Origin of the sequence: Microcoleus sp. S28C3 (assembly GCF_036700785.1) — a bacterium.
Classification (GTDB): Bacteria; Cyanobacteriota; Cyanobacteriia; order Cyanobacteriales; family Microcoleaceae; genus Microcoleus; species Microcoleus asticus.
The window spans coordinates 1-20,394 of record NZ_JAUBPO010000073.1; the positions used below are offsets into that span (position 1 = coordinate 1).

The window sequence follows — 20,394 nt, forward strand, 5'->3', positions numbered from 1 at the left end:
TTGATAACTTTCGGGCGAGGCTATTAGCTTGCTTTTCTAATTAGTTTTGCTTATCACCTTGACTCCAGAAGAGCCGATATTTCAGTCTTAAGTCTTCAACTCCATTCTTAATAAATTTTGCTTTACATTGACTGATAAATGCTGCTGATACATTTAATATTTTTTGAATTTTAGAACAAGGCACACCCTCAATCCACATCATTATAGCTAGGGCTCGCTTCTGTTCTCTAGGATCGGGGTTGCTATCGATAAAATCACTTAACTGTTTGATATTTGGCTGCTCAGACATATTGTTTTATTTCACGCTATATTTATGACCTAAATATTAACATACGACCTAACTCTTATAACTTATAAATTTTTATAAATCATTTAGGAGTGCTATAGTAAGGTGCGAAGTGCGCACCCTACAAGTAGAGTCTGTGCGTAAGTCTTACAGCGTATCGCAGGTTTATGAAGTGCAGTAGGGACAAAGGCTTTCGCCGTGTCCCTACGGGTATCTATCACTCTTGTGGGGTGGGCATCCTGCCCGCCCTAAACATACAAGTTAAATGCACAACAGCTTACTCATCTTCTGCATAGATAAACCGATACAATTCGCTAGGATCTGGCTCAGGGCTTTTCTCAGCAAAATCTACCGCATCATCAATTACTGCTTGAATCTTATTATCGATCTCTTTTAATTCTTCAGCAGTTGCCAAAGTTCGATCGATCAAATCAGCAGCCAACTTCTTAATCGGATCGCGAGGGAACCAATATTCCTTCTCTTCTTTAGAACGCAACTCGTCGGGATCTGCCAAAGAATGGCCGCGAAAACGATAAGTCAAAGCTTCGATCAAAGTCGGCCCTTCGCCGGCCCGCGCCCGCGCTACAGCTTCCTTTGCCACTTCCCGAACCGCCAAAACATCCATCCCGTCAACCTCGACGCCAACCATGCCAAAAGCATGAGCTTTCTTGTAAATCATGGGGTCAGAAGTAGCTCGTTCGTGAGCCATCCCGATCGCCCATTTGTTGTTTTCGACAACATAAAGAATCGGCAACTTCCACAAAGCCGCCATATTCAAACACTCAAAAAACTGCCCGTTATTTGCAGCACCATCGCCAAAAAAACAAGCAGTTACCCCATCGGAACTCTCATCGCCCAAAGCTTCGCGGCGGTACTTCGATTGAAAAGCCGCCCCCGTAGCTACAGGAATCCCCTCAGCCACAAAAGCATAACCTCCCAACAGTCGGTGTTCGGCCGAAAACATATGCATCGAACCGCCGCGGCCCTTCGAGCAACCAGTTTCCTTTCCGAACAACTCCGCCATTACCTCCCGCGCCGGCACGCCCGCGCTCAAAGCGTGAACGTGATCGCGGTAGGTGCTGCTGACGTAATCGGTGTCATCCCGGCGCATCGATCGAATCACGCCAGTAGACACAGCTTCCTGACCGTTGTACAAGTGGACAAAACCAAACATTTTGCCCCGGTAGTACATCTCAGCACACTTGTCCTCAAAGTAGCGCCCCAAGACCATATCCTCGTAGAGCATCAAGCCCTCATCCCGAGAAATGTTTACGCTTTGCGCGTCAAAAACTGGTAAAGTCCGTTCCTGAACCATAAATAATTAATACCCGACGATCGGCTTCCTAGACATCTAAATTTAAACCCAGATGGGACACAACCGCAGCAGAAAACGATCGCACTTTTGCTCCGCAGCAGTTCACCAATTGTTAAAATGAGTTTGGCAGGCGGGGTCGATTGCCCGGACTCGGAGAACCAACTCCCATCTAAACCCCATGCCGACGAATGATATAATTCCATTACTCTCAAACCCGAAAATGCTCAAGAGTCAAACAACTCATTTAGCTCAGGGGCAGTGGGGCTTTCCATTTTCCTTGCTGTAAAACCCTGTAGAGGGAAAAAAATCACATTATCTCTACCGTAACTCCAACATACCGTGAATTGGGCGGTTGGAAGCCAACACCAGAATTTTTGATTTGGTTTGCGGGAGTATCTCACTTAAGATAGGCTAATTCAGTTGCTAGCGCTTTGGGGAAGTGGACAGTGTTAATTCCACTAGATTACTACCGGATTTTGGGTCTACCGATTCAAGCTACTGCCGAACAGTTGCAGCAGGCTCACCGCGATCGAACTTTACAGCTTCCGCGCAGGGAGTATTCCGAAGTTGCGATCGTGGCCCGCAAACAACTGCTCGATGAAGCCTGCGCCGTTCTGTCAGACTCAGACGAGCGCAAAGCTTACGATGCCAGTTTTTTAGCCAAAACTTACGATCGAGAGTCGGAAGCCGCACAGGAAGCCAAGCACCAGAGGTCGAAAACCTCAGCAGGCACGGCCACAGTCCTGCAAGACGCAGGAGAAACCGCTCCGGCAGAGTCCAAGCCTTTAGAGGCTGCTCCCGACCCCCACACTCCAAGTATTGAAATCGATGACAACCAATTCGTAGGAGCCCTGCTCATACTGCAAGAACTGGGGGAATACGAACTCGTACAGAAGCTGGGTCGCCCGTATCTTAACAATGGCAGCATCGCGATCGCAGAAGGTCGTTTCGGCGACCCCCAGCTCGTGCGGCCAGATATAGTTTTAACCGTCAGCCTTGCCTGTCTAGAACTCGGCCGCGAACAGTGGCAGCAAGGTCAGTACGAAAATGCCGCAAAATCATTAGAAGCAGGCCAAGAAGTGCTGCTGCGCGAAAGCCTATTTGCAAGCGTGAGGGGTGAAATGCAAGCCGACCTATACAAACTGCGTCCGTACAACATTTTAGAGCTACTATCCCTCCCTGAAGAAAAAGTTGCCGAGCGTCGCCGGGGACTGCAAATCCTGCGAGAAATGCTTCAAGAACGGGGCGGCATCGACGGTTCGGGAGACGATCGATCGGGTTTAGGAATAGAAGACTTCCTCCGCTTCGTGCAGCAATTGCGCAAACACCTAACCAGCAGCGAGCAGCAGACCCTATTTGAAGCCGAAGCCGGCCGCCCCTCCGCAGTCGCCACTTACCTCTCGGTCTACACCCTGTTAGCCCAAGGATTTGCCGCCAGACAGCCGTCGATGATCCGTCGCGCCAAGCTGATGCTGATGCAGCTCGGCCGCCGCCAAGACGTTCACCTGGAAAAAGCCGTTTGTTCCCTGCTGCTGGGCCAGACAGAAGAAGCCAGCAGAGCCCTCGAACTCAGTTCGGAAAAAGAACCCCTCGCCTTCATTCGCGAACATTCCCAAGATTCTCCCGATTTGTTGCCCGGACTGTGCTTGTACGCCGAACACTGGCTGCAAGAGGAGGTGTTTCCCCACTTCCGCGACTTGGCAAACCAGTCAGTCTCCTTGAAAGATTACTTTGCCGACCCGAAAGTACAAGCTTACCTAGAAGCTTTGCCACAGGACGCAGAAACCGCCAACGAATGGGTCGTGGTGCAGCCCCGCTCGGGCAAGCCCGCGGCGCGGCTGCAACCGACAGCAGGCCGATCGCCCGCAGCAGTAACCCCACCATCCGCCCCGCAGGGAGCTAGTACCGTCACCTTGACCCCCGTACCTGCCGAGACCGAAACCGCAGCCTCAGGCCCGAAATTCCAGGCAACGGCTGCTGCTGCGAGCCCTGCTGCCGCCGTCTCTCTCCCGACAGCTACGGCGGGGCAGCCCGCAGACTCAACTTCCAAGCATCGCAGGCGCCAACATTCAGGGCGCAGCGGAGCAACCGGCAAGGCGCTAACAGGCGATTTGGTCGATCGGGCGCGCACCAAGGCATCAGAAATTTCCGCCCAAGTCAAGTCTATGCCTCGAAACAGACTGGCTCTGTTTCTAGTCGCAGGTGTCCTGAGCCTTTTACTGCTGTGGTTCATACTCAGTCTGTTGGCGAGCGCGATGCAAGCGCTCTCGGGCCCATCCCTGCAAGGAGAGCAAGCCCTCGTCGGGCTGGAAGCAGCGCCCGTAGAAATCCCGGCTGTTTCCGCGGCCCCAGAGCCTGGCACTGCGGCCCCCGTGTCGGGAGCAATCACTGAAGAATCAGCAGAACAAATAGTTCAAGGCTGGCTGTCGGCGAAAGCAGCGGCTTTGGGCCCCAACCACACTGTGGAAGAATTAAAGCAAGTTCTGACAGAACCGGCTTTGTCTCGCTGGCAATTGATGGCAGACGCTCAAGAGCGAAACAACGCGCATCAGCGTTACGTACACAAGCTGCAAGTTAATGGAGTTAAGACGAATCCGACTAATCCCGATCGCGCCCAAGTCGAAGCCCAAGTAGCGGAAAAAGCCGAAGTGTTCGATCGCGATCAGCTCGTTTCTTCCCGCAACGAAAACCTGCGGGTGCGCTACGACTTGATCCGCCAAGACGGACAGTGGCGGATTATGGATTGGCAAGTGATTAAGTAAGGAATTGGTAATTGGTAATTGGTAATTTCTGCTTGCTAGTTGCTAATTACCAATTTCTGATTGTTAGTTAAATTTTTAATCCCAAAAGCTGGAGTTTTGAATTGCAGATTATTGTTGAAGGCTGGCGTTTTATTTATCATTCCTATTGCGTAGCCAATCAATTTCAACTGCTGGAAATGCTCGATCGCCCGCGAGGACAAATTGAGCTTTTCCACCGCGATATGCCTTACATAGACGCAGCTTGGGAGACGAAAATTAGTTTGTTCGATCGCCCAAATGAAACATTACTCCGCAGCATTAAGAGCCCTGGGCTAAATCAGTTAGCGGATGTTACCCTGCGAATGTACTGCCCGTGGGACTTCTCGGCATCTAGCAGCGCCGCAACTTGGGTATTTGCAGCGACAGAATGGGGGATTGTTACCAGTACAGTATTGCAGGCGATGGGGGTTAAGTCGATCGCACAAACCCCCGTTAATTCAGAAACCAAAATTATTACACCGTCGGCGTGGTCAAAAGCCGGCTTAATTCGCAGCGGAGTTGAAGCCGATCGCATAGCCGTCGTACCTTTGGGAGTCGATCCTAAGATTTATTATCCTCTCTCGGGCGATCGGCGTCAATCGCTGCGCCAAAGCTTTGGCTGGTCAAACTATTTTATATTTTTAAATATCGGAGGGCAAACGGATCGCAAAGGTATTCGCCCTTTATTAAAAGCCTTCGCTGCGGTAGTTGACAAATATCCAGATGCGAGATTAGTTTTAAAAGGTTCAGAACTGCTTTATCCGTCGAGAGACGAGATTGCTGAAGCCAGCCGAGTTGTCCTCGACGATGCCGAAAGAGCGAGAGTTTTACCGAGATTAATTTATACTGGCAGCCAGCTATCTTTTGCTCAAATAGCTGAGTTTTACCAAGCAGCAGATGCTTATGTTTCTCCCTATTTAGCAGAAGGTTTTAATCTGCCGGTGTTAGAAGCAGCAGCTTGCGGTTTGCCGGTGATTTGCACTGCGGGCGGCCCTACCGATGATTTTACGCGATCGGACTTTGCACTGCGGATTGAGAGTAAATTGACGGCTGTGGCGAGCGATGGGGAAACTTTATTTATCCTAGCTCCTGAGTGGGAACATTTGACTGATTTGATGCGCATAGCGATCGAGCAGCCTGGTATAGCTGCGAAAGCTAGGTTTGCGGGCCCGGGTTTTGTTGCTGAAAATTTTACTTGGAGGCGCGTAGTCGATCGATTGTTTGAGGTTATGGGAGGAGATAAAAAGAGAGAGGAGAAGTCTATTTTTGAGCCAATAATTTTGTAGTTTGGGCGTTTCAAGCCCTAGATGGGGAAATAGGTTTTTTCCGGCGTTGCCGAGATGGACTTTGTTAAATAGCCACAGTTCTGTTTCAATCCCTGATAGGGTTTTAGGTTTTTTCCGGCTCTACAAGCCTACTCGCCGACCGAAGATTACGTTTGTTTCAATCCCTGATAGGGTTTTAGGTTTTTTCCGGCTTTAGCATCCTCAATCAGTTGGTAGGCGCTGCTGGTTGTTTCAATCCCTGATAGGGTTTTAGGTTTTTTCCGGCTAAGGATCATCAGATTCAAGGAAAGGTGCTACTTGAAAAAAATGTTTCAATCCCTGATAGGGTTTTAGGTTTTTTCCGGCTGTTCCTGTTCGCGGTAAATTTTCCAGATGTCGGGTTTAAATCCCTGATAGGGTTTTAGGTTTTTTCCGGCTCGTAGACATCAAAGTAGTTGTGCTCGGAAATCTTCTGTTCTGTTTCAATCCCTGATAGGGTTTTAGGTTTTTTCCGGCAAAATCAGCAAGAAGCGACTGAGCCGTTACTTAGAGTTTCAATCCCTGATAGGGTTTTAGGTTTTTTCCGGCACCGGGCGTTACTCATTGGTCATCTCCTAGCCCGTTTCAATCCCTGATAGGGTTTTAGGTTTTTTCCGGCGCAATTTTGTAATTAAACGACCCAAAAATGAATGATTTGTTTCAATCCCTGATAGGGTTTTAGGTTTTTTCCGGCCTATTTCGGGGATGGTTCGCGCCAGTGCTGCATGTTTCAATCCCTGATAGGGTTTTAGGTTTTTTCCGGCTCGCTTAACTGTTGTTCGATCGCTCTTGCTGCCTCCTCTAGGTTTCAATCCCTGATAGGGTTTTAGGTTTTTTCCGGCTCGTTATTTTTTTGATGTTGCTAGCGTTGCCATAACAATAACGTTTCAATCCCTGATAGGGTTTTAGGTTTTTTCCGGCTTATTGTTGCCTACTCTCAAGATGCGAAAAATCTCCCGCCTGTTTCAATCCCTGATAGGGTTTTAGGTTTTTTCCGGCTCATCAGAACCAGCAGGGGGATATTTTACCCCAATCCGTTTCAATCCCTGATAGGGTTTTAGGTTTTTTCCGGCGCGCCTCTCCCTCCTCGACCTGAATCTATTGCTGTTTCAATCCCTGATAGGGTTTTAGGTTTTTTCCGGCGGGCAATCTCAGTAGGCGCCCAACAATCTTCGGGCTTGTTTCAATCCCTGATAGGGTTTTAGGTTTTTTCCGGCTGTGTTTCCTATAGGGGCCGGCATAGTTTTCGCTAATTGTTGTTTCAATCCCTGATAGGGTTTTAGGTTTTTTCCGGCTTGATGCACGATCAATTCCAACTTGTCTGGAAGCTTCTTGTTTCAATCCCTGATAGGGTTTTAGGTTTTTTCCGGCGCTCCCGCCGTAGAATTCAAAATCGCTCCCGCAGTACAGAGTTTCAATCCCTGATAGGGTTTTAGGTTTTTTCCGGCTTATTTTATTCAAGGAAAGTGTCTCAAATTTGAGTTTCAATCCCTGATAGGGTTTTAGGTTTTTTCCGGCACAAATACCAGAGGAATATATTCCTGAAATTGTAGTTTCAATCCCTGATAGGGTTTTAGGTTTTTTCCGGCCCTTAGAAGGCTGAACGTCAGTAGCAGTAACGGTTTCAGTTTCAATCCCTGATAGGGTTTTAGGTTTTTTCCGGCGGGGAGCCGGAGGGTCTGCGGCTTCTTTTTCTTTGTTTCAATCCCTGATAGGGTTTTAGGTTTTTTCCGGCCTTAATGATTGCCGCTGCATTTTCGATTCTAAAAAATGCCTCGTTTCAATCCCTGATAGGGTTTTAGGTTTTTTCCGGCACAAAGCGAAGGGGTAGCGCTAGCAATACTGATGTTTCAATCCCTGATAGGGTTTTAGGTTTTTTCCGGCTTGACTTTTGGTGGCTGCCACTGCCGCGTGGCTGGCTACCGAGTTTCAATCCCTGATAGGGTTTTAGGTTTTTTCCGGCCCCAATATCTCGCATTACCACCAGATCGTACAAAAGTTTCAATCCCTGATAGGGTTTTAGGTTTTTTCCGGCTTAGCTCTTAATGAAATATCAATACCGCCAATTGTACCGTTTCAATCCCTGATAGGGTTTTAGGTTTTTTCCGGCGTAAGGTAGAATTCATGAGTGAATGCTTAGGCATGTTTCAATCCCTGATAGGGTTTTAGGTTTTTTCCGGCCCTAAAATGCTTAATCCAAGCTTGGTTCCTATCGAGTTTCAATCCCTGATAGGGTTTTAGGTTTTTTCCGGCCCCAATAAGTTAAAGAGCGATCTGAATGGAATCAGAAAGTTTCAATCCCTGATAGGGTTTTAGGTTTTTTCCGGCTTAATAAAGAGGCGGTCGAGAAGTTTCTTGACGAAGTTTCAATCCCTGATAGGGTTTTAGGTTTTTTCCGGCCTAGCAGAAATAGTTAAAAAGTTTCAAGTTTTAGGTTTCAATCCCTGATAGGGTTTTAGGTTTTTTCCGGCCCAAATTAGCTGCCAGCGCCAATCTATCTGATTTGAATTCCCGTTTCAATCCCTGATAGGGTTTTAGGTTTTTTCCGGCAGCCCGTTCCAGAAGCCTTGCTGTATTTGGTTTTCAAGGTGCAGTGCCGTAAATCTCAAACAAAATTACCATTCCAGCCTGCGGCTTGTCAATACCAAAAAATTCATACTCACTCCAAAACCTTATCCTGTAAAGCTTTCACAATTTACGTGAAGCGTTTTTTTATAGGAGGGGCATCAAACTCTAGCTGCACGTGAGTTTGAGCGGAAAAATTTGATACCCCGATTTTAACACCTACCCATTCACGGAAACTAAGCAAAAAATATAGTGCGATCGGCTGGCACTACCCCACCAATGCGTTCGATCTTACCCTGACAGCAAGCGCACAGCGGGAAAAACAAAATACTGTCTTCGTTCGGTTTGATGACTTTGTTAAGGCGCGATCGCAACTTAGCATACTGAGTCTCGCTCAAATCAGCACACTCAAACACACTGTACTGCATCCACTGCCCATAGGATTTCAGCATTTTGTGAATCTTTGTCCGGCGCTTATCTTCCGAAATATCGTAAGAAATCAGAATGTGCATATCTAGTACAAAACTAAAGGTGGATATTTGTCAATCTCGCCCATCAAATATTTCGCCAACAGCCGGCCTTGAATTTCAAAAGCTTCTTGATAGGTACACTTGCGTTTCAAAACAGGATGCTTAAACTCAGACTGCTTTTTCTTTTCATACAACTTCAGAAACTCTTTCCGTCCCGTTTCCGACAGCCGCACCACATTACTCAGAGGTTCCACAGTAAAATCATTCAGCGTCAGAATCCGGCGGTTAATCGCATTCAAAATGATACTGTCTGCTACCAAAGGGCGGAACTCTTCCATCAAATCAAATGCTAAACCCACGCGGCCGTAGCGCTGCATATGAAGGTATCCTAAATAAGGGTCAAATCCCACAATATTAATCGCGCTTTGTACATCGTGACGCAGCAGCGTGTAAGCAAAATTCATCAAGGAATTCACCGGATCGGTAGCAGGGCGGTGTCGCGGTTGAAACACAAAGCCTTCCGCGCGAATTAATTGGTTGAAAACTCTGAAATATGCGGCACTTCCAGCACCTTCCTGTGCGCGCAAGGAGTCAATATTGTCAGTTTTGTCAAGTTTGGCGATCGCATTTGAAATTTGCATAATTGCCGAACTTAAATTTAGTTCCGAATGTTCCCGCTGAGTTTGAGATAAACTGGTGCGATAGTTCTTCAATTTCCCGCGAATAAAACCCCGGACAACATGAATAGCTTGGGGAGTTTCCCCCGCCGCTTTCCACTGAGCATTGCGAACGAAAATGTTTTTACTTAATTCCGGTTCCAGCTTGCCCAAATAGTGACCGGTATCGGTGATAAAAGTCAGAGGAATTTTCCGTTGTAGCAATTCTGCGATCGCCGCCGGGGAAATAGTCGCCCGTCCCAAAATCACCACTCCATCTAAATGAATCAAAGGCACATCTTGTAAGATTTGATTCTTTGCCTTGACATTCAGCCGTTCATCAGTTTTCCCGATAAACACATCATCTTGATTGATATACAGTGTCCCCACGATCGACTCCTAAATTTGTAGTTTGGATTAATTAGCTTCTTGATAGCGCAGGACTTTCTCAGCAGCTTGCGGCAAACATTGCTGATAAAGGCTGCAACCTTGACAGCGTTTGCTATAATTAGGTCGAGGCATTGTGCCTGTTTGCAGCAAAAATTGGATAGCGGTGATAGTGGCGATCGTCTCCTGTCTCAACCCCTCAGAAATCTCCACTAATTGCCGCTGATGCGACTGCGCGTAATACACATATCCAGTCGCAATAGTTTTCCCGGTCATCTCCTCCAAACAAAGCGCTTGGGCGCAAACTTGCAACTCGTCATTATCCCATTCCCCCTTCCGTCCCCGCTTGTATTCCACCGGATAAATCTCACCCTCAGCCGACTCAATCAAATCCGATTTTCCAATCAGTTTGTAGCGCTCAGACTTCAGCCAAATTGCCCGAACCTGCCAAGTTTCATCGCGGTTAATCTCGCTCATCGTGTGAACGCGGTCGTGCAAACTCGTCCCTTCAATGGTATACTGATTGTCCGCAAATTCGCCCGCACAAAACATCCGCCAGCAGCGGTGAGCGCAATAGGAATACTGGTTGAGAGATGCCATCGAAATGTAATCAAAATCGTTCATGATTGTAAGGGTTTGTAAGAGATTGGTAATTGGGAATTAGTTATCCGCCAGTCCGCCAGGGGTTGAAACATTTAATTTCCCTGTGGGGGCGAAAGAATGTGAGGAATTAGTGCTCCACCAGTCCGCCAGGGGTTGAAACCCCTGTCTCATAGCTAAAGTCGGTTGAAACCGACTGAAGAAGTAATTTAATCATGGATGATATTTTGAGCTGATAGGTAACAGTAAGCGCAAAGGTTGAAACCAACTGAAGAAGTAATTTAATCATTCATACTTGCAGTCCTCTTAAGAGGACTTTAGCTTTGAGGCATGGGTTTCAACCCCTGGCGGACTATGGGTTTTACGTTAAGTTATCAAGAACTCTTATTAACAACAATCCGCCGAGTCATTCCCATCCCCATCGGAGTTTTTCTCCCCACCCCGCAGTAAACAGCAAAATCAGCCAAAGCGTTAATTTGCTTAATAACTAAAGGCTCCACATCTCCCAAAATCCGATAACTAACCTCCCCAACCATGCCGACAAAATCGCTTTGATAGTTAGTCAATCTTTCACTTCGGATATTGACAAATGTAGAAAAAAGTGCATCGAAGGAAAGATCGGGAATTGCGATCGGGCTGTACTTATTCCACCGACTGAGGAGACTATTAAAAACGCAATCTCTAGTAGGAATCACCGAATCAAATTTTCCCTGCCTAAAAGTAGTAGGAGTCGCAAAACTGAAGGCAATTAAACGATTAGTTTCGGAAGCGCGATCGTACAATTGAGAGTAATCGCAAGCATTAGCCCAAGGCTGATCTACTTGGGGCGTTCCGAGAATCTTAGTAATCATCAAATCGGCGGGCCCTAGATGCCACGGCTTCGACGGATTGAGGTTCAGCCAAAGCTGAGTTAACTTGCCAAATAAAGTGTCATCAAGCAGAGTAATCCGCCACCAACAGAGGGTGTGTTCTGGAATCGATTCTGTGTGTTCCCATTGGAGGAAATGGTGTTTTTTGAAAGGGCATTTTTTAGTTTGCAAAGGGCTGAGGGTGAAAGATTTTTGGGCGGCGGCATCGTGGAGGCGATCGCCGAGTTTTTTGTCAACGGAACTCACGAGGGTGAGGAAGAGGGCGTGCAGGTGTCTTCCGGTGAGGTATCCGGGGGGAATCGGGGCCAGGGGAAGGATGTTGAGGACGAGGCTGTGTGGCATATTGGTTAATGGTTGGTTGGGTTGATTTTCTAAATGATTAAAGGCTCGTCATCTGGAAGACGTAGCTGCTTGCTTTTCATTGCCATAGTTAAGATTCCTGCTAATCCGGGTAAAAATCTGTAATTCTCTTTTTGAGCATCGTCACAAGCAATGACGATCGGATATGACACAATTCCTTGCTTTCGGAGTTGGAAAATAGCAGCAGCATTTTTGACTCCGCAAACTATTACCCCCGGTAGCAACTGTTTTTCCAGGACTTTGAGAAGAGGAGTTGGTGCGATCGCATTTTCCAGCCGTCGTTCAATCCGACAATTGGGAAAAGCAGTTAACTTGTTGAGTTCTTTGTTGAGAAACTCTTGCCAACTGTCGCGATATCGCAACCTAAAATTCAATGTATAGGTCGCTTGAGCGCGTGCTGTCACCTCAACAAATTCGCCATCTTCAGCAAATTCGTAATAACGCAAAAGATGGAGAGGGTCTAAAATTGTTTCTTCAGAACTATCGAGCAATAAACCTTGAGGATCGCGGATGGGGAGACTTTCAAACAAGCTAGAACGGAATTGAAACAGCGGTGCATAGCTACCACTCCAAATCTCAGCAAACTCTTTTAATTCTTTACCAGCATCAGCATCTTCTTGAAACAAATTTTCAAATTCTTCTATGCTAGCTCTTTGTGCTTTTAGTTCCTCAACTTCAAGCGGATAGTGAACCTCTAAAAACTTTCTGACAAAAGCTTGACCGCCCTTGATGTATTTCCACTGACTTTTGAGAGTTAGTTTTTTCGCAGAGACTTTGACAATATTTTCCGCCCCGCGCAGAGTCCGCATTCGGCCGCGGTAATAGTCCCAGTCGCGATTTCCTCCGAGTGTTTCTTTCAGAGTATTGAAAAGTTGGGCTATTAATTCACTACCGGGTAAATTCTCAAATTTTTCTTCGAGTTCTAAAAGAGGACGGGCAATTTCTAGGGAGGCTTCCGAACGCCAATAAACGTCTAAGAAGGGTTTGTCAAGACAGGGAAGGCTGTCAAGAATTTGTTTGAGTGCGGCGCGTCCTCCTGTACAATCTAGGGTGGATAAACCTTGTTCCCAAGCCTTATCGGGTAAATAGGCGATCGCCTCTGAATCAATATTAGTTTCAGCTTTACCCAATACCCGCCCAACTCGTCCCAATCGCTGCCAAAAAGAGAAGCGATCGCGACTGGAAAAAATCAACCAATCTAGATTTTGCCGCGTCGGTTCAGGATTTCTTTCAAAGTTAAATCCGACATCTACAGTGCTTGTTGCTAGAATAATCGGGCGTTGGGCTGCTAATTTGCGCTCGCCCTTGGGAGTCGAACCCGTAATCCGTCCGAATTTACCGCCCAAACCTCTTGCATAAAGCAAATCTGCCAAACGATTGATGTGGTCTTTAGAATCGAGAATTACCGCACCGTTGCGATCGGGCTTTTCTCGAAAACGGTTGACAACTTCCTCTGCTAATTCTAGCAACCACTGGTCTCTTTCAGCTTGCGATCGCAATTCAAGATTAACTGCTGTTTGCGACGGTAAAAGATGAGAATTGCTTATTTCTTCATTAATCCAGGCGATTTTGACACCCTTAAACTCTAAATTTTTTAATGCTAACTGACAAGCTGGTTCCGGTGTTGCTGTCAGCAAAACCACTCGTCGCCCGTATTGAAAAAAGCCAAAAACGTATGAATAAGCTAGATAAAACAGCAAACTCACTAACTGTTTGGCATCATATAAATGAAATTCATCAAAAATGACCGTACCAAACTTTTGATAAAAAGCACTGGCGATGTTTGTGCGATCGTTCTTATTGTAGGCAAAAAAAGTCGCGTAGTAAAAAATGTCAGGATTAGTCACCAAAATAATTGGTTTATCTGCCCCTACATCCGAGAAAACAGTAGCCGGATTTCGCAGTACATTGTACAGCTTCTCACCCGGACGATTGCCAACTTTATCATTAGGCCATTCCCTAACTTCTCTAGCAGAAGCAGCTTTCACAACGTGACGCAAACCAGCTTCGCGGACAAACTTTTCGGCCGCTTCCCGCTGTTGCTCGACTAAAGCATTAGTTGGCGCAATATAGACAGCACTTTGAGTTGGATTGTGCTTTAGCACTGCTAGTGCAGCTTGAGTTTTTCCCGTGCCAGTTGGAGACAAATCGAGAACAATATCAGCGTTTCGAGACTGTTCAAATACATCAACTTGATGCTGTAGTGCATTTTTCATAAATGTCAACTCATTTGGCAGGGATGCACAAGCTGAAATACTTCGAGGTTCTAGCTTTGTAACTAACTTTTCCTTAGCCATTTTGTCTCCCTCCACAACAAAAATATAAGTTGGCGGGAAGAATCATTTCACCAATCTGCCAAGCTGCACCTCGGAAAGAAAGGTTTTTCAACAAAGGTGCTGGCGGCATGGAAATTAAATCAAATGACAAAAGCTCTAAATTGGGCGGTAAATCAGCTACACTTAAATAAGCCTGACTTTGATAATCGCCACTCGGCAAAAGAGCTATTTCAAGTTCAGATAAAACATTCACCTTGACTTTACTCATGAATTTACCCAAGCGAATGTAATCCGGTAATTCGCAATTTCCCAACACCAAAGTCTGAAATTTGTTGCCGCGTTCAATCATCCGCAACCGTCCGGTTTGAGGAAAATTACTTGCTCTAAATGAACTCGGTTTTTTTCCTTGTCTTTGAATTGGTAAATCTTCCCGGGCTGTAGCGACGCGGTTATTAGTCATCGCGTACCAATAAGCATCAGAAAGTGCATTGAACCGCTCAAATCTGAATGTTACTCTGCCGTTGATTGGGGAAGCTGGCAATACATAACAAGCTTGTGCGATCGGTTCTAAATCTTCTTTGTAGGTTGGTCGTCCTGTTGCCTCACCTTGAAGGCGATAGGGGGAACGTACCCAGCCAAAAGCATAGGCAAGGGCATAGTTCCCGATCGCACCTTCAGTGTAATAGGTATCAGACAACTCCCTAGAGGCAAAAAAGACTGGTTCTGCACACCACAAATCGACTATTTTTGCCTTTTCAAACGGAAGTGTTGACATAGATTAACTCTCTGTTTCTACAGGTGTCTTTTTACTTTTGCCTTTGCTCTTTTTCTCAGCAGGAGGCAGACGGAAAGGCTGGTATGATTTATCCAAGCGCTTGAGAAAGTTATCGCGTTCTGTTTCAGACCAGTGGCGGTCTACGTCTTCAATTAAACTTGTTAATTCATTTTCAGAAAGCTGCATCGAAACTCCGCGCTTGTTAGTCCAATTTGCAATTACTTGTTTGATGGCTGCACTCAAATCATCAGTATCGAAAGGATGCTCTAACGGCTTTGGCAAAGCATCATAAGTAGCTTGTACCAATTCGAGAGAACTAGGTAGTTCTGCAATGCTGCCAAAGACTCCTAATATCTGATTTTCCATCCGTCCAACTCGGCTGGAAACAGCGCCGTAGCGACTTGTTAACAGAATGTTGCCGATGACATAGCGCAACTCGTCAGCCGTGACATCTTTGAGGGTGACGACATCAATAAAATGGACTCCAGGTTTGATATATTCACTGGTATTTAAAGCGGTTGATGCTTTAGTATCTTCTTCGCGCTTCAAACGCATTGTGCCATTTTCGTAGATAGCATTGATTGTGCGATCGCCTACAGCTTGAGCAGTCGTCAAAATACTAAAAGCATCTTCAGTCCAAACTCGGCTTTTTTGAGCGCCGCGGCCTCCAGCAGCAAAACCGTACAGAAAACAATCGACGCACATTTCGCAAGGTGCATTGGTGTTTAGGGAACAAAGAGATCCTTCTTTCGGACTTGTATAAAGAAGTTCGTGCGCCCTTAAGAATTCGCGTCCCCGCCGCCTTTCTGGTGCTACCTGTTTGCGCTTAGTCATCACCAAACGTTGCACGATTGTCTTTTTATCTTCTAAACCAGCAGGGACAAATTCGCTGCACATCGGTTCGCCAGAACCTTCTGTGCGAAAAATAGTTTCAGAATGAGTTGTCCTGAGAACAACTAAACTGACAATTCGCCCTTTGGGAAAATTTTCGTAACTGGGAGCAAGAACTGGATTAAGCTTGTTAATTGACATGGGAACCTCCTAATTAATTAGACAGATTTGGTGGTTTCAACAGAATCATTTTCTAACTCTATTTTGAGCGAACGACGAGCATCTTCTAAGAAAAATAAATAAGCTGCTTCTAGGGTTTTTTGATCTGTCAAAAGCTTATCAGCGCGCTCGTTGTAAACCTCTTTGTACAGCTTTCTCAAAACCCCATAGTATGCTTTGATTTGCTCGTACTTAGTGTTCCCTACTCCATGTTCGCGGATGCGATCGAGCCGAGTATGATATTGCTGTACCAAAGCGGCAAAAATTACATCCAAATCCAAATGAGCTTTTTGGGAACGGATGGCGGAAGTAAAAGCTGTAAAAGGTTCGGCTTGGGCTGTGCGCTTAAAAGAACTTCCCCAAATTTTAGCGGTGGCAGCAATTTGAGCGGCTTCTTTGAGATATTGGGTTAAAAGTGCATTTTCATTGGGCATAAGACTCTCCAGTAAACTATTCAACGGCTCGCGAATGCGACTCCAAATTACACTCAGATTAGGTTCATCTTGTTCTCGCAAAGTCCAACGCAGCAGCACATAATAAAGGTCAAAAGGTTGTGCTGCTGCACGGGCTAAATCGTACAAACAATCATCGGCTTTCTGAATGCTGGCAACTGCGATCGCTAGTTGGCCGATACAGCGCAGCCGCTTGAGAATTTTCTCGGCTTCTTCACGGCTGTATTGTCCGCTTCCTAGCAAAGTTTGGAGTGCAGCCGGAATTCCCTCTACTCGCCCGTAAATATCTAATGATATTTCTACTTCTAAGTTGCTGCTGAGGGTGAAGGGAAAGCCAAATTCTAAAGACAAAGATAGTTCTAAAGCTAGTCGCAGTGACTTGAGCAAAGCAACAGAAGCATTAGCATCTCCCCAAACTATGGCTTCGGTAACAGTTGCATGGATAAATTCTGGACGTTTGGGAAAGGCAATTCCTACAACTTTGTTAGCTTTAAATTCCAGAATATTGTCTTTGTACAGCTTAAACTCGTCAACTGTTACTGTACCGCCTTCAGCATTTGTAGCGGCTAGTTGTTTTAAATGTTCTCGCCAAATTCTCAGTAATTCTGGAGAAGAACCTTTCGGTAATGCTAGGTGCAAATAGATGGGGTCTTTTTTATTAGCAGCCGGAAAATTTGCCCCGATAGCCATTAACTGATAAGCCAAGGCGGCCATTGAGTCTGCTTGCCTTTTTGGTTCTGCACTGCTTCCACCCGGTAAGCGATTTGAGAAAACTTGAACTTTTGTACCGGGGGGCATATTGCCAGAAACTAAGTCGTCTGTTTCGCTGAAAGTAGACCCAAGAGAACAGCGTTTGCGAGGATTTGCTTCTATATAAGCATTCAGTTCGTCAATTCCGTTCCATTGAATTGCGATCGGCAAACTCAAAGTTTTGGCAACTGCTGCGACTATTTCTTCTGAAGCCTCAGATGCCTCTGGTTTGTGCGTGCTTTCTTTTCTCAGTTGGAAAGATTCGCGCAGTGCTTCTAGAATGCCCTCTAATCCTTTTTGAGCGGCTTTGGCTGCAAATAAAGGTCGCCCGTATTGTCCGTTAAAGGGTTCAATTGCTGCTCTTTGCTGTTGTGAAATGCCAACACAAGCTGCAATTTTGTCCCAAACTTCTTTCGGATTAATTCCTGCTTCTCGATAGCTGAGATAAGCAGTTTTCAATCCTTCGGCGATCGCAAATTCTTCTGCATTGCCAACGGGCAGCAAACCAACGGCTGCTGCGTTATCCACGGCACTTGCGCCCGCAGTATCGCCCCACTTGGCAATATCTTTATTGATTTTATCTGCCTTGAATCCAGCTTTTTTCTTTTCCAATAAAGCCTGCACATTTAGCAGCACTTCCTCAACATTTTGCTGGATAGCTGATTGAGCAATTTTAATCCCATCTTTGGTGGCTCGTACCAACCGTTCGATATTATTGCCAAAAACTAGGTCAATTTTTTCTTGCCAACAAGCAGCTATCTCCGCTGTTAAATCAACTGCTGGTAAGTTTTCTCCTTCAAACAGTTCTCCATCTGGAAAAATTGCTAAGGTCGTCAACCCGTATTTTTGCAAAACTTCTTCGCAAGCCCCAAGTAACAAAGCTGTGATGTAACCTCTGTCTTCAGATACCCGCACTCGAAAAAGTTTACTGGGACGATTAAAGGCAACGGTTAATTCTGTTTGAACTTTCCGAAAACGTTCGGATTCGGGAATTCCTAAATCGAATAAATCCGCCCCTGTTAACATTGCGGCCCAGCGATCGATCGCCGGATCTTCGGGTAAAAATATCGCCGCATCGCTGCGGTTGTGACCTGAGTGGCGTTCTATCAACTTTCTGGCTAATTCAAAGTCATTTTCTGTGACAACAAAGCTGAGTACGCAAGCTTTTTCTAACTGTTCTTGCAAGAAAGTTCGATTTCTGGCTAAAGTTTTGACATTCCGTTCTTGGGAATCTAATTTGTTGAGGTCGTGAACGGCCGTTGCTGCTAGCAGTACAGGTCGCTTGTCTTCGGGGACTCCCCCGATGCGGCTGACTGTCAACATCAACTGACAGGCCGAGTCAAGATGTTCTGCAAGGGTTGTCCCTTCCCTGACGCCGTACTGGTGATGGGCTGCGTGACGTTCGTAAAGCTGGGGTCGAATTTCGCTGAAATACCGTTCTTCTAAGGTTTTGGGAGGACGGTTCAAAAGTCGGCGCTGGTTTGACACGATCGATTCCTCATGTAAAATTTCCTGCTTGGGACAAGCTTTTGAGTTGCCAACAACTTCTGTAAGTGCAATGATTGTACTTTCGGGGTGTGCAAGCTATTACTATTTACAATAAAATCAATATAGCACGTATTTAAATAAGTGCAAGTGTAATATAGAAAATGTCGCGAAAAAAAGAAGCACTCACCCTTTCAGTTCCGCCGGAAACCAAGGAACAGCTAGAGGCGATCGCCCTTCGCCTCGGTATCTTTTGGGGCAAATCCCCCAGTGTATCTGGGTTATTGGTGGCGATCGCCCAGCACAAGTTAGAAGTTGGTGAACCCTTCACCCTCAACTCCACCCAAGTGGCAGCTTTGCAGCAAGCCATCAGGCTTCTCCTCGACTCAAAATACGCAGCACAAGCTCAAGCTGTGTCAAATCTACTGATAGAGCGAGGAAATCTGGAAGCCCCCCTGCGTCAATCGCTGCTGCAACAGGTGAGCAAACCTACCGTAGCGTCGCGCATTCAAGCCGAAGCGCAGATCGATAAACAGCAACCCTTTCTTGTCCTGTACCGCAATCCCAAAGGAGAGGATTTAGCTTATACAGCCCGCTATGCCGAGATTTCCTTTCAAGAAAAGCGCTTTTACCTGGAAATTTGGTGCGAAGAGACCGAAGACATCAAAAATCCCGATTATCCAGAACTCATCCACAATCGCTGTCTGCGGTTCGATCGCATTCAGGCGATCGTGCCAACAGACGGACAGTGGAGACAACAAGGCCTAGATTATTTAAAAGTGTACTTACACTTTTATCGTGGGATGGTGACAGCCTACGAAGCCAGACTCAGAGATATCAGTAATGAAGTCATCGGAGATGTCCGTCAAGTAGTGCGGCGCGTCTCTAATCCCTTCTGGCTGATTCGAGAAGTCTTTCGGTACGGCAAAGATTGCGTTATTGTGTCGCCCCACAATGTGCGCGATCGCTTCCAACAAGAACTGATCGACCTCTGCCGCCAGTACAACCTCTAAATCCGCGATTAGATCAAAAAAAAGCAGCCTGTAAAGGCTGCTTTGACAAATAAACCGTTGTTGAGTTAGAGGAGAAAACTTTAAATCGAATTAAAATTACCGCTGTTTCAACTCCTGCCTGAGTTTCCACTATTTTTATCTACCGCTGACTCACCTTGCCTTCAGAACAAAACTTCAAATCCCGATTAGAATGCTGCTGAAAGTTCGTTGACCACTTTCACTCGGCCTCTGAGCACCGCCCGCAACAAGCGGTTGACGCAGCCTCTCTCTTCATCATTCAGAGAGTCATCGAAGGTGGCGGCCATCAAACCGTAGCGATCCGCCAGAGTCAAAACGCCTGTATCGGTTACAGAAGCGAGGATTTCAGAGATAGCGCCGGGGAGGAGTTGTACGGGGTGCATGGCAGTGCGGTTGAATTCGATATATTTATCATCTTCTGGTTTCCTCAAAAGATCGGTGATATTAATGAGGCCGCGAATGTGATTCTCTAGGGTGAAAGCAAGTGATCCGAGTAGAGTAAAGTTGTGACTTGCGTCACAGGGCCATAGATTGCCACGGGCAATTCCATCCCGCGCCGATTTTTGGGTAGGACGTGGGGCTGACGGCATTTCGCTAAAATGATGGTTAATCCCCCAACCAGTTTAATTTTTACCCCTGTACCGAAAATGCTTGATTTTCTCAATCCCATCTTGGGCCGCAAGCCCGCTCGCATCAAAGCCAATGTTGAAATCTATACTTGGCAAACCTGTCCCTACTGCATCCGCGCCAAAACTTTGCTGTGGTGGAAAGGCGTAAATTTCACGGAATACAAAATTGATGGCGACGAAGCCGCTAGAAAAGCAATGGCCGATCGCGCTAACGGACGCCGCAGCGTACCCCAAATTTTCATTAATAACCAACACGTAGGCGGCTGCGATGACATTCACAAACTCGATGGAGAAGGACAGTTAGATCCGCTGCTAGCTCAACCAGCAGTTTAAATTAGTGTAGGTTGGGTTTCG

At 46.3% G+C, this 20,394-nt stretch carries 15 protein-coding genes and 1 CRISPR repeat array; of the genes, 4 read left to right on the forward strand and 11 right to left on the reverse strand.

Annotated features, from left to right (window positions below):
* Window positions 1–40: 40 nt before the first annotated feature.
* Both QUA13_RS20835 and pdhA read right to left on the reverse strand, forming a co-directional pair.
* Window positions 41–289 carry a helix-turn-helix domain-containing protein gene (locus tag QUA13_RS20835; protein WP_333201528.1) on the reverse strand — a complete coding sequence of 83 codons (249 nt, stop codon included), beginning with the start codon at window positions 287–289 and terminating at the stop codon, window positions 41–43.
* Between the two features lie 274 nt (window positions 290–563).
* Window positions 564–1,601 carry a pyruvate dehydrogenase (acetyl-transferring) E1 component subunit alpha gene (gene pdhA, locus QUA13_RS20840; protein ID WP_333185771.1) on the reverse strand — a complete coding sequence of 346 codons (1,038 nt, stop codon included), beginning with the start codon at window positions 1,599–1,601 and terminating at the stop codon, window positions 564–566.
* Between the two features lie 446 nt (window positions 1,602–2,047).
* Here pdhA and QUA13_RS20845 point away from each other — a divergent pair, with 446 nt between their 5' ends.
* Both QUA13_RS20845 and QUA13_RS20850 read left to right on the forward strand, forming a co-directional pair.
* Window positions 2,048–4,363 (forward strand): IMS domain-containing protein, encoded by a 2,316-nt coding sequence (locus tag QUA13_RS20845; RefSeq protein WP_333201530.1) that lies wholly within the window; start codon window positions 2,048–2,050, stop codon window positions 4,361–4,363.
* A 101-nt stretch (window positions 4,364–4,464) separates the two neighbouring features.
* Window positions 4,465–5,667, forward strand: a complete 1,203-nt coding sequence (locus QUA13_RS20850) for a glycosyltransferase family 4 protein (protein ID WP_333201533.1) — start codon at window positions 4,465–4,467, stop codon at window positions 5,665–5,667.
* Between the two features lie 82 nt (window positions 5,668–5,749).
* Window positions 5,750–8,235: direct repeats of the CRISPR family, unit length 37 nt; unit sequence GTTTCAATCCCTGATAGGGTTTTAGGTTTTTTCCGGC.
* A 251-nt stretch (window positions 8,236–8,486) separates the two neighbouring features.
* Here QUA13_RS20850 and cas2 read toward each other — a convergent pair.
* The 8 genes from cas2 to QUA13_RS20890 all read right to left on the reverse strand — a co-directional run bounded on the left by cas2 (window position 8,487) and on the right by QUA13_RS20890 (window position 18,383).
* Window positions 8,487–8,762: a CRISPR-associated endonuclease Cas2 gene (gene cas2, locus QUA13_RS20855; protein WP_172188456.1), complete on the reverse strand. Its 276-nt coding sequence runs from the start codon at window positions 8,760–8,762 to the stop codon at window positions 8,487–8,489.
* Between the two features lie 2 nt (window positions 8,763–8,764).
* Window positions 8,765–9,766 carry a type I-D CRISPR-associated endonuclease Cas1d gene (cas1d, locus tag QUA13_RS20860; protein ID WP_333201535.1) on the reverse strand — a complete coding sequence of 334 codons (1,002 nt, stop codon included), beginning with the start codon at window positions 9,764–9,766 and terminating at the stop codon, window positions 8,765–8,767.
* A gap of 27 nt (window positions 9,767–9,793) precedes the next feature.
* Window positions 9,794–10,387, reverse strand: coding sequence for a CRISPR-associated protein Cas4 (cas4, locus tag QUA13_RS20865; protein ID WP_333201537.1), 594 nt, complete (start codon window positions 10,385–10,387; stop codon window positions 9,794–9,796).
* 350 nt (window positions 10,388–10,737) lie between these two features.
* Window positions 10,738–11,574 (reverse strand): CRISPR-associated endoribonuclease Cas6, encoded by an 837-nt coding sequence (cas6, locus tag QUA13_RS20870; protein ID WP_333201539.1) that lies wholly within the window; start codon window positions 11,572–11,574, stop codon window positions 10,738–10,740.
* A 29-nt stretch (window positions 11,575–11,603) separates the two neighbouring features.
* On the reverse strand, window positions 11,604–13,808 hold the full coding sequence (cas3, locus tag QUA13_RS20875) for a type I-D CRISPR-associated helicase Cas3' (RefSeq protein WP_333201541.1): 2,205 nt from the start codon (window positions 13,806–13,808) through the stop codon (window positions 11,604–11,606).
* 73 nt (window positions 13,809–13,881) lie between these two features.
* Complete coding sequence (cas5d, locus tag QUA13_RS20880; RefSeq protein WP_333201543.1) at window positions 13,882–14,643, reverse strand: type I-D CRISPR-associated protein Cas5/Csc1; 762 nt, start codon at window positions 14,641–14,643, stop codon at window positions 13,882–13,884.
* Window positions 14,644–14,646: 3 nt separating this feature from the next.
* The gene (cas7d, locus tag QUA13_RS20885) at window positions 14,647–15,675 is read right to left on the reverse strand and encodes a type I-D CRISPR-associated protein Cas7/Csc2 (protein ID WP_333201545.1); all 1,029 of its coding nucleotides are present in this window, start codon (window positions 15,673–15,675) and stop codon (window positions 14,647–14,649) included.
* Window positions 15,676–15,692: 17 nt separating this feature from the next.
* Window positions 15,693–18,383 (reverse strand): CRISPR-associated protein Csc3, encoded by a 2,691-nt coding sequence (locus QUA13_RS20890; RefSeq protein WP_333201547.1) that lies wholly within the window; start codon window positions 18,381–18,383, stop codon window positions 15,693–15,695.
* Between the two features lie 161 nt (window positions 18,384–18,544).
* Between QUA13_RS20890 and QUA13_RS20895 the strand changes: the two genes are divergently transcribed.
* On the forward strand, window positions 18,545–19,393 hold the full coding sequence (locus tag QUA13_RS20895) for a WYL domain-containing protein (RefSeq protein WP_333201549.1): 849 nt from the start codon (window positions 18,545–18,547) through the stop codon (window positions 19,391–19,393).
* Between the two features lie 185 nt (window positions 19,394–19,578).
* On the opposite strand, the gene QUA13_RS20900 is transcribed toward QUA13_RS20895, so the two are convergent.
* The gene (locus tag QUA13_RS20900) at window positions 19,579–19,794 is read right to left on the reverse strand and encodes a hypothetical protein (protein WP_333201578.1); all 216 of its coding nucleotides are present in this window, start codon (window positions 19,792–19,794) and stop codon (window positions 19,579–19,581) included.
* Window positions 19,795–20,058: 264 nt separating this feature from the next.
* On the opposite strand from QUA13_RS20900, the gene grxC reads away from it, so the two are divergent.
* On the forward strand, window positions 20,059–20,373 hold the full coding sequence (gene grxC / locus QUA13_RS20905) for a glutaredoxin 3 (protein ID WP_333201551.1): 315 nt from the start codon (window positions 20,059–20,061) through the stop codon (window positions 20,371–20,373).
* Window positions 20,374–20,394 lie beyond the last annotated feature (21 nt).

Excerpts from the sequence above, each read along its gene's own strand:
- QUA13_RS20835 (WP_333201528.1), bottom strand. The coding sequence starts at position 289 with ATGTCTGAGCAGCCAAATATCAAACAGTTAAGTGATTTTATCGATAGC.
- pdhA (WP_333185771.1), bottom strand. The coding sequence starts at position 1,601 with ATGGTTCAGGAACGGACTTTACCAGTTTTTGACGCGCAAAGCGTAAAC.
- cas2 (WP_172188456.1), bottom strand. The coding sequence starts at position 8,762 with ATGCACATTCTGATTTCTTACGATATTTCGGAAGATAAGCGCCGGACA.
- cas4 (WP_333201537.1), bottom strand. The coding sequence starts at position 10,387 with ATGAACGATTTTGATTACATTTCGATGGCATCTCTCAACCAGTATTCC.
- cas6 (WP_333201539.1), bottom strand. The coding sequence starts at position 11,574 with ATGCCACACAGCCTCGTCCTCAACATCCTTCCCCTGGCCCCGATTCCC.
- cas3 (WP_333201541.1), bottom strand. The coding sequence starts at position 13,808 with ATGAAAAATGCACTACAGCATCAAGTTGATGTATTTGAACAGTCTCGA.
- cas5d (WP_333201543.1), bottom strand. The coding sequence starts at position 14,643 with ATGTCAACACTTCCGTTTGAAAAGGCAAAAATAGTCGATTTGTGGTGT.
- cas7d (WP_333201545.1), bottom strand. The coding sequence starts at position 15,675 with ATGTCAATTAACAAGCTTAATCCAGTTCTTGCTCCCAGTTACGAAAAT.
- QUA13_RS20895 (WP_333201549.1), top strand. The coding sequence starts at position 18,545 with ATGTCGCGAAAAAAAGAAGCACTCACCCTTTCAGTTCCGCCGGAAACC.
- QUA13_RS20900 (WP_333201578.1), bottom strand. The coding sequence starts at position 19,794 with ATGCACCCCGTACAACTCCTCCCCGGCGCTATCTCTGAAATCCTCGCT.
- grxC (WP_333201551.1), top strand. The coding sequence starts at position 20,059 with ATGCTTGATTTTCTCAATCCCATCTTGGGCCGCAAGCCCGCTCGCATC.